The following is a 13,427-nucleotide window of genomic DNA, read 5'->3' as shown; positions in this document are numbered from 1 at the left end:
ACGTGTCCTCAACCTACAAATGAACTGACACCGGGCGCGAGAGTGCTGACCAGCTGATCTCCGGCGATGGAGAGTTCTCCGGAGTTATCGATTGTGATCGCATCTTTGACGTTGGCGTCGATCTGGACGCTTCGCGCCAGGCGGGCCTGCCTGGATGCGCTTTCCTCGCGGCCCCGAGCTTCCAGGCGTTTTGCGAGGATCTCTGGTGATGCGACGATGTTGATGATCTGCAGATCCGGATAGTGGCGGCGTGCTTCCGGTAAGATGGCGCGAGATCCGTTGGCGACGACCACATGACCTTGCGAAAGCCAGTCATTGATCACGACGGGCAGTCCGTAATGCAGTCCATGCGCGTCCCAATGGAGCGCGAATGCGCCATGCTCGACGCTGTTTCGAAACCCATCGGCGTCCATCGGCACGTGGTCTTCGCCGACCGACGGCGGACGGGTGATGGTTCGACGGACGAACTGGATCCGGCTCTCATGGCTCAGGCGCTGCCTGGCGTAATCGATCAGACTGTCCTTTCCCGCGCCGCTCGCCCCGACGACCAAGACAAGCCGGCCTCTTCGCTGTGTTGTCACGCTCATGTGACAGTCCCCTGCCCTATTGCGAAGCGCGCGCGGACGACGAAGTCCGCATCCGGTCGCGCCTGCTCGAACAGCGTCAACGCGTCGATGCGATAATCTTCGGCCAGCAGAGCGCCGAACCGCTTTTGTAGCCGCGCGCGGACATCGGCCTGCCGGTCGGGCGCAATCCTGTTGGTGAGCGTCATATGGAAACGGAAGCAATCAAACACATAAGGATAGCCCCAGCGCACCAGATATGTCGTCTCGGCGTCGTCGAGCCGATCGGTCAAGCGGCGCTGCAGCTCCGCCTCGTTGAATGGCGCCCGGAAAGGATCGAAGGTCTCGACGATCGAGGACGCGAAGGCCTGGAGTCTCGGGATCGGATCCATCGGCACAAGGGCAAAAAAGCCTCGCATCACGCTAAGCTGAAGCCGGCCGAGCGGACATGGCCCGCGATCCTTGGCGAAGCGTGAGAGAGCCTGCTCAAGCTCTTCGACCTTCCGGCCCTTGGCCAGGCGGAACGGCGGCTTCAAGGTCGCGTGGAAACCATAGCGGCGCGGCTCGCTCGTGGCAAACTTGATCTCGTCCTCGATGCGAATGGGGACATCATCGTTAGACCGGAAAGCGCTCCGTCCCAGCCAAGCTTCAGCCGCTTGCGTCAAGGGATGCTCTGCGGGTGGGCTGTAGTAGATCGCGTAGCGAGGCTCGCCAGACTGACATAGGGAGACCGTTGCGACCGGTCCCGGATCGGATTGTTCGGCGTTTCTCATTTGACCGCTCCGCCGGTGAGGCCTTCGACGAACCAGCGCTGGGCGGAGAGGAAGGCGACGATGAGGGGCGCGACCACCAGGGTGGAGGCGGCCATCAGCGGGCCGTAATCGTTGCCGGCCTCCTCGTTCTTGAACGCCATGATGCCGAGCGGCGGCGGCATGAGCTTTTGCTCGCGCACCGCGATCAGCGGCCAGAACAGGCTGTTCCAGTGGCCCACCACCGAGAAGATCGCAAACGCGATGATGGCGGGAAGCGCCATCGGCACCATGATCCGCCACACGATCGCCAGCTCGGAGAGCCCGTCGAGGCGGGCGGCATGGACCACGTCGTCGGGAATGGTCTTGAAGAACTGCCGGAACAGGAAGATGCCAAACGGCGACACCACATACGGGAAGATCAATGCCGCATAGGTGTTGAGGATGCCGATCTGGTAGCCGAGGATGAACAGCGGCAGCGACAACACCTCATGCGGCAGGATGAGGGCCACCAGCACCAGGGCAAACAGCAGGCTCCGGCCGGGAAAGTCGAGCTTGGCCAGGGCATAGGCCGCCGGCGCGCAGACCAGCACCTGCAGCGCCACGATCAGGGCACAGACAAACACCCCGTTGAGCATGTAGCGCGGCAGCGGCGCCGTGGTCAGCGCCTTGGTGTAGTTCTCGAGCCCGAAGAACTGCTCGGGCCAGACGCTGAACGAGGCGCGGAAGATCTCGCCCGGCGGCTTGAGCGAGAGCGACACCATCCAGACGAACGGGATCAGGATCAGCGCACCGGTGACGAGCAGCACGGCATGGCGCAGGATGGCCGAGGGCGGTGAGAGGCGGCTCATTGGTAGTGCACCTTCTTGTCCATGACCCGAGCCTGGATCAGCGTCAGGGCGACGACAATGACGAGGAAGACCACGGCCACCGCAGCACCATAGCCGGTGCGCAGATACTCAAAGCTCTCGCGGTAGAGCGTGAACAGCAGCATCTCGGAGGCATGGCCCGGCCCGCCCTGGGTGAGGATCTGCACCGTGTCGAAGGTCTCGAAGGCTCTGAGCGCCACGACGATGAACACGAACATCGACACGGGTCCCAGCATCGGCAGGGTGACGGTGGTGAGCCGGTCGAGCCAGCGATCGGCGCCGTCGATGTCGGCGGCGTCGTAGAGGTCCTGCGGGATCGCCTTCAGCCCGGCGAGGAACAGCACCATGGCATAGCCGAGGTTCTGCCAGATGCCGATCACGGCCAGCACCGGCAGCACGGTGGTCTCGTCACGCAGCCAGTTGGCGGTCGGGATCCCGAGGCTGGCCAAGCTCTGGTTGACGAGGCCGATGGTGGGATGCAGCAGCGCCTCCCAGGCGATCGCCATGGCGGTGAGCGTCGCCATGAAGGGCAGGAAATGGATGGCGCGGTAGAAGGCGCGGCAGGACTGGCCGCTTTCGATCAGCAGCGCGACACATAAGCCCGAGGACGATGGTGCCGGGCACCACGAGGGCGACATAGACGAGGGTGTTGAGGAAGGAGGCGCGAAAGCCCGCGTCGCCGAAGACCTCGTGGAAGTTGGCCAAGCCGACGAAGGACAAGGTCCTGGCGCCGAACTGCCAGTCGGTGAGCGCGATGCCCACGACGGCGAAGACCGGCAGGAAGAACAGGCCGACCAGCAGCACCAGCGCCGGGCCGGCCAGCATCCAGGCCGCCAGGGCTTCCATAAGTGCACGCCTGCGGGCGGCTGAGATGACTGGAGATAGGACCGATCGAGCGCCACCGGTCGCGGGCGGCTCGTTGGAAGCGCCGGAGAGGGCAAGAGGCTTGCTCATCGGGCGCGCTCCCGGATCGGCGTGACGGACGCCCCGCTGGACGCCGCTTCGCCGCGCACGCGCTGGCCGCTGCGGGTGAAGAGCAGGATCCGGTCCGGCCGGATGCCGACATGCAGCGTCTGGCCGGGCGCGATCTGCGGCGCCCGTTCGGCGAGCAGACGTGCAATGACGGGATGATCAGTCCCTGGCACGTCGAGATGCACGTAAAGGTCGGAGCCCATATGCTCGACCAGCCGAACCGCCCCGGTGATCACCCCGGGCCCGCCGTGATCGGCGAGATGGAAGGCTTCCGGGCGGATGCCCAGGGTCAGCGCCGAGCCGGGTTCGCGGCTGCCGTCGACGGCCAGCACCGTGCCGGCCACGTCGACCAGGCCCTTCTCCCGCACCACCGCCTCGAGCAGGTTGATCTTGGGCGAGCCGATGAACTCGGCCACGCGCCGGTCTTCCGGATCGGCGTAGATCTGCTGCGGTGGGGCGACCTGCAGCAGCTCGCCGTCGAGCATCACCGCGACCCGGTCCGACAGCGTCATGGCCTCGGCCTGGTCATGGGTGACGTAGACGAAGGTGACGCCGAGGCGCTGGTGCAGCTCCTTGATCTCGGCCCGCATCTGCACCCGCAGCTTGGCGTCGAGGTTGGACAGCGGCTCGTCCATCAGGAACACGGCCGGATGGCGCACCATGGCGCGGCCGACCGCGACGCGCTGGCGCTGGCCGCCGGAGAGCTGGCCGGGCTTGCGCGCGAGCAGGTGGCCGATGCCGAGGGACTTGGCCGTGCGGGTGACCTCGCGGTCGATCTCGGCGGCGATCCGGGCGGTTCCGGGCACGAGGCGGCCGAGCCCCGGCAGCCTCTGGAGGGCCGAGAGCCGGCGCATCGTCAGCGGCAGCGCCATGTTGGCAGCCACCGTCAGATGCGGGTAGAGGGCGTAGGACTGGAACACCATCGCCACGTCGCGCTGCTTCGGCCGGAGGCCGTCCACCGCCCGCTCGCCGATGGCCACTGAGCCGCCGGTCTGCACCTCGAGCCCGGCCAGGATCCGCAGCAGCGTCGACTTCCCGCAGCCGGAGGGGCCGAGCAGCGTCAGGAACTCACCATCCGCAACCGTCAACGAGACATCGCGCAGAACAGATGTCGGGCCGAAGGATTTCCTGATGTGGTCGATCGAAATTCCACTCATGTTCTAACCCTATATTCTGACTTTGCCTGTCGGCGCGGTTGAGCCCCGCCCAACCAATTTGCGGATAACCAAGAAGGCTTGAGCGCTACAGATCCGCGTCAGCTGGGTGACAATTCGGCGACAGAAGCGGTACAAATCTGGGATTCGTACCTACGCCTCCACCTGTGACAGGAAATTGCGGATCGCACCCAAAACGATCTCGCGTTTCGCATAATGGGATAATGATCGCAGCCCGGGATCAGAAGCAGGGTCGCATCCGACATCCCGTTGGCAAGTTCCCTAGAGAGATGCGGCGGGCAGATCCAGTCATCTTCACCTGAAATGACGAGGCAAAGGTACGGTGATTTCGTTCAACCGGCCCCTAACGTCGTAGGACTGACCCATATAGAGGGCTTCCCGAACCCGCGCGCGCTCCGAAGGGAATTAGTGCTGCAGCCGCGAGATATGGCCATTTGCGCATCATGGAATCTCCGATGTGATGGAGTGCCAACCGGCAGCCGGAACCATCAAATTGTGTTGATGGCTGCACCGCGAACTTGCAAAGGATCGGTGTCACGATGACGACGATACCCTGACGGATATTGTACATTTCGTCCAAACGTACATGCATCAATCGAAACGAACGACGAGCTCCATATGCTGAGGCGCAATCCGTGTGTGTGAGACGCCGATAGGCACGCCATCGCCATCAACGTTGATGTTCGTGATGAAAATCGCTGGATGGGACCGGGGCATCGCAAGCAACTCTGCGTCGGCCTTGGACAAGGCTATGGCGGAAATCCGCGATTCACAACGATGGTAATCGGGGACGCCGAGCTGCTTCCAGGACTCGCTGAAACTTCCTGTTTCTGCGATGAGCTTCTCAATCCCTTCAAAACGCGGCAGGGGAAAATAGCTCGACGCAGCTGCTACCACGATGTTGTCGACGACGGTCAGCGTATCGACACGGCGGGCAAAGCGGTTCCGCGCAACTCGCAGGTCGCGTGCGAGATCCTTGGTGACCCGCACACGCTGAGTACCGATGAAGCGACGCTCTCCCACCCTTTCGATATCCCGTAAGGCAGCACTCAGACGGGTTTTGGGTCCCAAGTGATGGCGGACCAGTCGTTCCTTGACAAAGGTTCCGCGGCCTTGCTCGATCCGTAACAACTCTCGTTCGCGCAACACAGTCATGGCGCGTCTCACCGTGTTGCGATGCACATTGAATAGTGCCGCAAGTTCAAACTCGGTTGGCAAGCGATCTCCCGGCTTATATCGCCCCGCCTTGATATCTTTCTCGATCACGTTAGCAACGATCTGCCAAAGGGTAATAGCGCCTCGCCTGTCGTGCAGAGTGGGTTTTTCCGAAACGGGGGACGCCATCGTAGCCTGCCTGTCGGAGCATCGGGTGAAACACATTCACAACGGCTAATGAGCGCCAGTCGCGAGATCCGTGTCAAGGCATCGAAGCCGGATAGGAAGGGTCCTCAAGGGACGAATCGGAGAAACGTCCAGATTTCGTTGCTCAACTGTCATGATACTGTCGCCGAACCATCATTCAGCGCCCATAGCTGTCGCTCAGCCGAACCGAGGGTAGCCAAAATGACAGAACTTCAGCTCAAAGAGCGGGCGCCGAAACAGACGTCTATGCGGCGTACAAACGTGGAGACAGTGATCACGAATGCCCGGATCGTGACGGGACATGAGGTGTTTCTCGGGACAGTCTGCATTCAGAACGGGACCATCTCCGACTTAGATCGCACCCACTCGCACGCGCCGGGCTCGATCGATTTTGACGGAGACTACCTACTCCCCGGTCTCGTCGATGTCCACACGGATCATCTGGAAAAGCAGATCATGCCGCGTGGCGGCGTCTTCTGGAATCCGGTCAATGCCGTGATGACGCATGACGTCGTCCTTTGCGCCAGTGGCACAACGACCGTATTCGATTCGCTCATCGTTGGCGCCGTCGGCAATCCGGACCGCCGCAAGCTCTTACCGCTAATGATCGACGGGCTGCGCGAAGCACGCAAGGCGGGACTGCTGAAGATCGACCATTTGCTGCACTTGCGCTGTGATGCGCGCGAGAATGATCTGATTGACCTGTTCACCGACTATATCAATGATACACGGTTGCGGTTCGTGACGATCATGGACGACAGCGCCCGCCGAGACGCCGAGCGCTTTCGGCGCCTGGAACGCCGCAAAGGCGTAGCCGATGCCGTGATTGAGGCCGAAATCGCGGCCGTTCCGACCACGAGCGACTGCACAGAAGACAATCGCAGGAGGCTCGTGGAGCTCTGCAGGCTGCACAGGATCCCGCTTGCCAGCCACGACGACACTACGGCAGCGCATATTGCCGAGAGTAAAGAATTCGGACTCTCGATTTCGGAATTTCCGATCACTTTGGAAGCGGCCAAGGCGGCTCGTGCGGCTGGAATGGTGACTATTATCGGCGCGCCAAACATTGTTGCAGGGCGCTCCCATATCGGCAATGTCTCGGGCAAGCTCCTTGCCGAAGAGGGTCTCATCGATATCGTTTGCTCCGACTATATCCCGTCGAGCTTGCTCCACGCCTTGTGGCGGCTTGCCTCTGATCCGCATGGCCCCGGTCTCGCCAACGCAGTTGCGATGGGCAGCAAGCGACCAGCCGAACTCTTCGGCTTGGCCGATCGTGGAGAGGTGGCCGTTGGCCGACGGGCGGATCTGTTGCGTGTCGCCGAGGTCAATGCGGCGCCGGTCGTTCGCAGTGTCTGGGTGGCGGGAGGTCAGATCCTATGACCGTCGGCTCCGTTCCCCGGCACGACCAATCCGCTGCGGCCGTCGAGCTCTCTTTCTCCAGAGCGGAATGGATGACCCTGCTCGCTGAATCGCCCGTGACAGAGATCGAGAGCCATTGGCGGGCTCTTCCCCATCCGCCATTCCAGTGGATCCGCCGGCCTGAATATGGTTCGGCGATGATCCGCGGGAGGGCAAGCGGTACGGGGGCCCAGTTCAATCTCGGCGACGTCACTGTGACGCGCTGCACCGTGCAGATTGGCACCGGCGAGATCGGCATTTCATACGTCATGGGACGCAACAAACGTCATGCCGCCTTGGCAGCTTTGTTTGATGCGATGCTTCAGCATGAGAAAACGACCGGGCAGGATGTCGTCGCGCACTGCATCGCCAGCCTTGCCGAAGGGAAAAGGCGCCGCCATCAGGACATCGTCAGGGAAACCCGAAGCAGCAAGGTCGAATTCACCATGCTGTCACGCGGCGGAGACGACCAATGAACTCCGAAGTCATTTCCGCGCCGTTCCGCAATCCGATTCACGAGGCTCAGCAAGCCTTTCGGGCTCTGCTCTCCGCGACCTCGCGGCCTGGGACCATCGTAGAGCTGCCTGTGCCCCCGGCATCTCCTCAGCCATTAGGCCCGACGCTGAGCGCAATTGCGCTCACGCTTCTCGACGATACCACTCCGGTTTGGCTCGATGCTACGCTCGCGACAGAAGCTGTATTGCGCTATTTGCGATTCCACACCGGCGCGCGCGTCGTCTCCGATCCCAAGCAGGCGGCCTTCGGTATCATTGGAAGCCCGCAGAACCTCACCGATTTTCGTCTGTTTTCATACGGCGATGCGGCTTATCCAGATCGCTCGGCGACCCTGGTTCTTCAAGTGCCGTCCCTCACCGGCGGAAGCACCGTGTCCTTGGCGGGCCCGGGTATCGAAACCAGCATCTCCGTCACACCAGCTGGTCTGCCGAGCTGGTTCTGGCATCGCTGGAACGAGAATGCGGCAAGCTACCCGATCGGTGTCGATGTCATCCTGGCCGACGATCGATCTGTCATCGGTCTTCCCCGTACGATTAAGGCGACTTTCTCATGATGACCTCTATCAAAGGCGGAGAGAAGGCGATCGATGCCTCACATCGTCTCCTGTCGAAGCGGCGTCGCGGCGACCCTAGGATTGCCGAACTGTCCGTCGACCAGATTCGCGAGCAACTCTCCCTGGCGGTCGACCGGGTGATGAATGAGGGCTCACTTTACGACCCGACGCTTGCTGCCCTCGCCATAAAGCAAGCGGAAGGCGACCTTATCGAAGCGATCTATCTGCTGCGGGCGTACCGCACGACGATGCGTCGCTTCGGTTATACTCGACCGCTCGACACAGCGGCGATGATCGTTCGGCGGCGCATTTCGACCACGCATAAGGATATTCCTGGCGGACAATTCCTCGGGCCAACGTACGACTATACCCATAGGCTGCTCGACTTTTCGCTGCTGCAGGAAGCCGAAGACGAGGATGGCCTGCCTCTGTCGACCGACTTTACATCGGACGACATGCATCTGCGCCATGATGCGGGCTTCCTGTCCCGGACGGATGTCGTCGAAGAGGAACTTCCAGACGATAGCTCCGGAGTGGCCGATCTCACGCGCGAGCCGTTGAAATTTCCCTCAACGCGCGACCAGAGGCTTCAAAACCTGGTCCGCGGCGATGAAGGCTTCTTGATGGCCCTCTGCTACTCGACGATGCGTGGCTACGGCAGAAACCATCCCTACGTCGCCGAAATGAGGCACGGAGACGTTTCGGTCGTGATGGAGATACCCGAAATCGATCTCGACATCGGCATCGGCACTGTGCGGGTCACGGAGTGCCGGACGATCCATATGACCGTCGGTAAGCCTGATACCCTTCCGCATTACACCCGCGGCTACGGATTGCTGTTCGGGCATTGCGAACGCAAGGCTCTGTCGGTCGCTGTCGTAGACCGGGCGCTTCGCGGCGCAGAATTCGGCGAGGAACGGCGCTTCCCCGCCCAGGATGAGGAGTTCGTCCTGTCGCATTCGGATTGCGTCGCAGCCTCAGGACTGGTCCAACACCTTAAACTTCCACACTACGTGGATTTCCAAGCCGAGCTCCAACTGCTTCGGCAACTTCGCGAAGATTACAACACGCGCGCAGAACGGGCGGCAGGGATGGAGAACGAAGATGCTCGATGATCTTGCACTCAACGACGAGGACGAAGATTACAGCTTCGGTTTCCTGGACGAACAGACGAAGCGGATGATCCGTCGCGCGATCCTGAAAGCCGTTTCCATTCCCGGCTATCAGGTGCCCTTCGGCGACCGTGAGGTGCCCCTCCCACCCGGCTGGGGCACCGGCGGCATCCAGGTGACCGCGAGCATCATCGGCCTCTCCGACCGTCTCAAGGTCATCGACCAGGGTGCCGACGACACAACCAATGCGGTCTCCATCCGGCGCTTTTTTGCGCGGGTATCCAGCGTCGCCACCACGGAACATACTACCGAGGCCACGATCATTCAAAGCCGACATCGAATTCCCGAGCATCCCCTCAGCGACGATCAGATCCTGGTCATGCAGGTGCCGCAGCCGGAACCATTGCGGCGCTTGACTCCCTCGGAGGCACAGGCCCGCAAGCTGCACGCCTTTGCGCGCTACGGGCTCATGCAGGTGCGGCTTTATGAAGACATCGCGCGCTATGGCCACATCGCGATGTCGCACGATTACCCCGTGCGCGTTCATGGCCGCTATCTCGCCTCGCCCTCACCGATTCCGAAATTCGACAATCCCAAGCTACACCGCAGCCGGGCGCTGGCCCTTTTCGGCGCTGGCCGGGAACGACGTATCTACGCGATTCCGCCCTTTACGGATGTCCGTAGCCTGGATTTCGAGGATTACCCCTTCGAGGTGCAGACGTGGCAGGAACGCTGCGCACTCTGCGGTGCCGGAGACAGTTACCTGGACGAAGTTCTCCTCGATGATCAGGGCAGCACCCAGTTTATCTGCTCCGATACGTCCTATTGCAACGACCGCCGTTCAGGGAGGGCGTCCCGATGACCGGTTTTGCCGAGCAAATTTTGAAAGTTGAAGGTCTCAGCAAGACCTTCGGCCGTATGGCGGCCTGCCGGAACATCTCCTTCTCCTTGCACCGAGGCGAGGTGCTGGGGATTGTCGGCGAGAGTGGATCCGGCAAATCGACGCTGCTCAAATGTCTTGCGGGAACGCTGCCGCCCGACACCGGAACCGTCACCGTTGCAGTACCCGGCTTGGGCCACCGTGATCTCTGGCGCATGGAAGAGGCGGAGCGTGAGCAGCTTCTTCCTTCGATATTATCCCTGATCCACCAAAATCCAAGGGATGGCTTGCGGCTTGATGTCAGCGCGGGCGGCAATATTTCGGAGCCGCTGATGACGAGCGGTAACCGCCATTACGGGTCCTTGCGCACCGTCGCGCTGGAGTGGCTCAGGAACGTTGAGATTGACCCAATACGCGTCGATGATCTGCCGCAAACATTCTCGGGCGGCATGCAGCAACGCTTGCAGATTGCCCGGGGTCTTGTGACCCATCCACAACTCGTTCTGATGGACGAGCCCACGGGCGGTCTCGATGTCTCGGTTCAGGCAAAGCTGCTCGATCTTCTCCGTCGCCTCGTCCGCGAGTTCAATCTGGCCGCTGTGATTGTGACGCACGATCTCGGCGTCGCTCGATTGCTGTCGGATCGCCTGATGGTGATGCAATCCGGCCGCGTGATCGAAACTGGCCTGACGGATCGTGTCCTCGAGGATCCCCGTCAGGCCTATACGCAACTTCTCGTTTCGTCCGTCTTGCAGGTTTGATCCAATGGCCGTTCTCAATGTTACAAACATCGGCAAGCAGTTCGTCATGCACCTGCGGGGTGGCATCCGCATTCCGGTCATCTCCGATCTGTCCTTCCGCGTTGCCAAGGGTGAATGCGTAGTGCTGAACGGCCCCTCGGGCGCCGGCAAGAGTTCCGTTCTAAAGATGATATATGGCACCTATGGTACCGAGATGGGCCATATCGTCGTTGAGCACGGTGAGACGGCTATCGACATCGCCACGGCCGATCCAATGACGATGAAGCAGGTTCGGCGCCGGACAATTGGCTATGTCAGCCAATTTCTTCGCGTGGTGCCGCGGGTCTCGGCCCGAGATCTCGTTGCCGAGCCACTTATCGCCAATGGAGTTGGTTCGAGGGCCGCAGCAGAGCGCGCCGAAACTCTCCTATTGCGATTGAATGTTCCAGACTCTCTGTGGGGGCTGCCTCCCGCGACCTTTTCCGGCGGTGAGCAACAGCGGATCAATATCGCGCGCGGTTTCATCACCGACCATCCCTTGCTCTTGCTCGATGAACCGAGCGCATCTCTGGATGCACGGAATCGGCAAGTCGTCATCGATCTGATCCGGGAGAAGAAAGAAGCGGGCGTCGCGATACTGGGTATCTTCCACGATCCGGACGTCCGTGATGCTGTTGCCGATCGACTGGTCAATGTAGCGGCTTTCTCGTTGCGCAATCGTCATCCCGAGTCAGCGGTGGCCTAATCAGGAGAATTTCGATGTCGTTGTGGAGCACCAGTCGTTTCGCTTCCCTGGGTCGACCCCTTGTCATCGGGCATCGTGGAACGCCGAACGTCGCCCTGGAAAATACGCGCGAGTCTTTTCGGCGAGCGATGGCTGGCGGCGCGGATGCGCTCGAGACCGACATTCATGTTACCGCGGATGGGCAGGCGGTCTGTCTCCATGACGACAATCTGCTCCGCGTTGCAGGTGCTGAATCCAGTATAGCAGAGCTCACTTTGGAAGAGGCCCGAACCCTGTTTCCCGCGCTCTTGCGCTTTTCGGATTTTCTGGATCTGACGCGTGGTGTCCCGGTCATCGCTGATGTCAAACAGGCTTCCGCCTCCGATCTCGATGTCATTGTTCCGCAAGTCATTCGGCGGGGCGCCCTCAATCGATCCCTGTTCTCGGCCTACACCCCCGAGATAGGGCAGCTGATCAGGCAGCGCTCGGGGGAGGCGGCGATCGGCACGTTCTTTCCCGAAGGCGGCGATTGTTTGGACGTCGCGAAAGGACTGGGCGCGATGTGGATCCGGGTTCTTCCGAAAGACTATAGCCCAAAGATAATTCAGGCCATCCGCAATGCCGGTTTCGGAACGCTCGCGGTTGCGGCCCCTCTGTCGAGTTTCAAAACGGCGAGCGACACGCAAGCACTTCAGCAGATTTACGAGCTCGGGATTGACGGTGTGATAACCGATAAGCCCGAGCTGGCGGCCGCGGAATTTAAGAACCGCGCCGGGGGTTAGCTTTCTTGCCGGGACGCGCGGGTAGAACGTTAATACAGGAAGCCTCCAAACGTGACAGAAGCCACCGAAATCGTCTTAATATCGGACATGCACTTATCTCGTGCGCGACCGTTTTTCCATTTTAACTGGGAAGTCACCCTTGAACGTCTGGGTGAAAAGCCTCCGGCGTTGATCCTGGTGGCGGGTGACATCGCACTAGATGGGTCGCATCACCGCGATGACCTAGCATTTGCAAAGAAGCAACTAGATCGTCTTCCTTGCCAGTGGCTGGCCGTCCCCGGCAACCACGACGTCGGCAACAATCTTCCTGATCTTCGAGGCGAAGCCGTTATCACCGCGGAGCGGCTGAAAATCTATAAGGATATTCTCGGCGATGATTTTTGGTCTCACGATGTTGGCGGATGGCGCTTCATCGGTCTGAACAGCCTGCTTTGCGGCTCCGGCCTTGCAGAAGAGGAGACACAGAAGCGGTTTCTCAGATCCGCTATTGAGACCAGAGGATCACGTCGTGTTGCTACTATATACCATAAGCCATTTTGCCATGACGCATGGGGTGAAGCTCCGATCGGGCAGCACTTCTGGTTCCCGGAGACTCGGCATCTCCTCCTCTCGTATCTACAAGCCGGGCAAATCGATTTGCAGATTTCGGGCCACCTGCATGAGAGCCGGTTGAAAACCATCGAAGGCGTTGCAAACATATGGGTGCCCTCGCTCTCCTTCGCGACTGACATGACCTTCGACTGGAGGCCCAACCTATTCAACGGGCGGCGCAGGGTTGGACTGACCGAATTGAGGATTTCAGGTGAGCGGTGGTCTGCTCGGACGATCGAGCCGCCAGAGCTTTTAAATACCGATATCAGCGGATGGATGCGCGGCGGCAATATCGATATGTACGCAAAGTTCGCCGGCGAGCGAGAATTCCTCGGCTATGCCGCAGGTGACGGCGACAGACGGTAATATCCGGAGTCATCTCGCTGCCCTGGAGTTACTCAATTCTCGCTCGAGGCGACGACTGCCGGGCCACCAGACTTT

The 13,427-nt window shown here is 60.8% G+C and carries 14 protein-coding genes and 1 pseudogene; 9 read left to right on the top strand and 6 right to left on the bottom strand.

The features are described from left to right. Positions 1-8: 8 nt before the first annotated feature. From phnN to phnF, 6 genes and pseudogenes are all read right to left on the bottom strand, one after another. The gene (gene phnN, locus JO965_RS30110) at positions 9-551 is read right to left on the bottom strand and encodes a phosphonate metabolism protein/1,5-bisphosphokinase (PRPP-forming) PhnN (RefSeq protein WP_246776961.1); all 543 of its coding nucleotides are present in this window, start codon (positions 549-551) and stop codon (positions 9-11) included. A gap of 32 nt (positions 552-583) precedes the next feature. Beyond that, complete coding sequence (locus JO965_RS30105; protein ID WP_203444573.1) at positions 584-1,336, bottom strand: DUF1045 domain-containing protein; 753 nt, start codon at positions 1,334-1,336, stop codon at positions 584-586. Further along, positions 1,333-2,163: a carbohydrate ABC transporter permease gene (locus JO965_RS30100; protein WP_203444572.1), complete on the bottom strand. Its 831-nt coding sequence runs from the start codon at positions 2,161-2,163 to the stop codon at positions 1,333-1,335. Before JO965_RS30100 ends, JO965_RS30105 begins: the two co-directional genes overlap by 4 nt. Then, a pseudogene (locus tag JO965_RS30095) lies at positions 2,160-3,027 on the bottom strand (carbohydrate ABC transporter permease). The gene JO965_RS30100 and the pseudogene JO965_RS30095 overlap by 4 nt, the downstream one beginning before the upstream one ends. A gap of 104 nt (positions 3,028-3,131) precedes the next feature. Next, positions 3,132-4,310 (bottom strand): ABC transporter ATP-binding protein, encoded by a 1,179-nt coding sequence (locus JO965_RS30090; RefSeq protein ID WP_203444571.1) that lies wholly within the window; start codon positions 4,308-4,310, stop codon positions 3,132-3,134. Between the two features lie 609 nt (positions 4,311-4,919). Then, complete coding sequence (phnF, locus tag JO965_RS30085) at positions 4,920-5,672, bottom strand: phosphonate metabolism transcriptional regulator PhnF (RefSeq protein WP_203444570.1); 753 nt, start codon at positions 5,670-5,672, stop codon at positions 4,920-4,922. Positions 5,673-5,936: 264 nt separating this feature from the next. On the opposite strand from phnF, the gene JO965_RS30080 reads away from it, so the two are divergent. Genes JO965_RS30080 through JO965_RS30045 form a run of 9 tightly spaced genes read left to right on the top strand, consistent with a single transcriptional unit; the run spans position 5,937 to position 13,352 of the window. After that, entirely contained in the window at positions 5,937-7,070 is a 1,134-nt protein-coding gene (locus JO965_RS30080; RefSeq protein WP_203444569.1) for an alpha-D-ribose 1-methylphosphonate 5-triphosphate diphosphatase, read from the top strand. Then, the gene (gene phnG, locus JO965_RS30075; protein WP_203444568.1) at positions 7,067-7,564 is read left to right on the top strand and encodes a phosphonate C-P lyase system protein PhnG; all 498 of its coding nucleotides are present in this window, start codon (positions 7,067-7,069) and stop codon (positions 7,562-7,564) included. The genes JO965_RS30080 and phnG overlap by 4 nt, the downstream gene beginning before the upstream one ends. After that, on the top strand, positions 7,561-8,157 hold the full coding sequence (gene phnH, locus JO965_RS30070) for a phosphonate C-P lyase system protein PhnH (RefSeq protein ID WP_203444567.1): 597 nt from the start codon (positions 7,561-7,563) through the stop codon (positions 8,155-8,157). Before phnG ends, phnH begins: the two co-directional genes overlap by 4 nt. Next, positions 8,154-9,272, top strand: coding sequence for a carbon-phosphorus lyase complex subunit PhnI (locus JO965_RS48320; RefSeq protein WP_246776960.1), 1,119 nt, complete (start codon positions 8,154-8,156; stop codon positions 9,270-9,272). Before phnH ends, JO965_RS48320 begins: the two co-directional genes overlap by 4 nt. Then, a complete protein-coding gene (locus JO965_RS30065) occupies positions 9,262-10,131 on the top strand; it encodes an alpha-D-ribose 1-methylphosphonate 5-phosphate C-P-lyase PhnJ (protein WP_246776959.1) in 870 nt (289 codons plus the stop codon). Before JO965_RS48320 ends, JO965_RS30065 begins: the two co-directional genes overlap by 11 nt. Continuing rightward, a complete protein-coding gene (gene phnK, locus JO965_RS30060) occupies positions 10,128-10,910 on the top strand; it encodes a phosphonate C-P lyase system protein PhnK (RefSeq protein WP_203444565.1) in 783 nt (260 codons plus the stop codon). The genes JO965_RS30065 and phnK overlap by 4 nt, the downstream gene beginning before the upstream one ends. A gap of 4 nt (positions 10,911-10,914) precedes the next feature. After that, positions 10,915-11,634, top strand: coding sequence for a phosphonate C-P lyase system protein PhnL (gene phnL / locus JO965_RS30055; protein WP_203444564.1), 720 nt, complete (start codon positions 10,915-10,917; stop codon positions 11,632-11,634). Positions 11,635-11,648: 14 nt separating this feature from the next. Further along, the gene (locus JO965_RS30050) at positions 11,649-12,395 is read left to right on the top strand and encodes a glycerophosphodiester phosphodiesterase family protein (RefSeq protein ID WP_203444563.1); all 747 of its coding nucleotides are present in this window, start codon (positions 11,649-11,651) and stop codon (positions 12,393-12,395) included. A gap of 51 nt (positions 12,396-12,446) precedes the next feature. Then, positions 12,447-13,352, top strand: a complete 906-nt coding sequence (locus JO965_RS30045) for a metallophosphoesterase (protein WP_203444562.1) — start codon at positions 12,447-12,449, stop codon at positions 13,350-13,352. The last annotated feature ends 75 nt before the right edge of the window (positions 13,353-13,427 follow it).

It is taken from the genome of Microvirga sp. VF16, assembly GCF_016864375.1.
In the GTDB taxonomy this organism is placed as follows: domain Bacteria; phylum Pseudomonadota; class Alphaproteobacteria; order Rhizobiales; family Beijerinckiaceae; genus Microvirga.
Note: the sequence above shows the minus strand (reverse complement) of the source record. Positions and strands in the feature narration are given on the sequence as shown.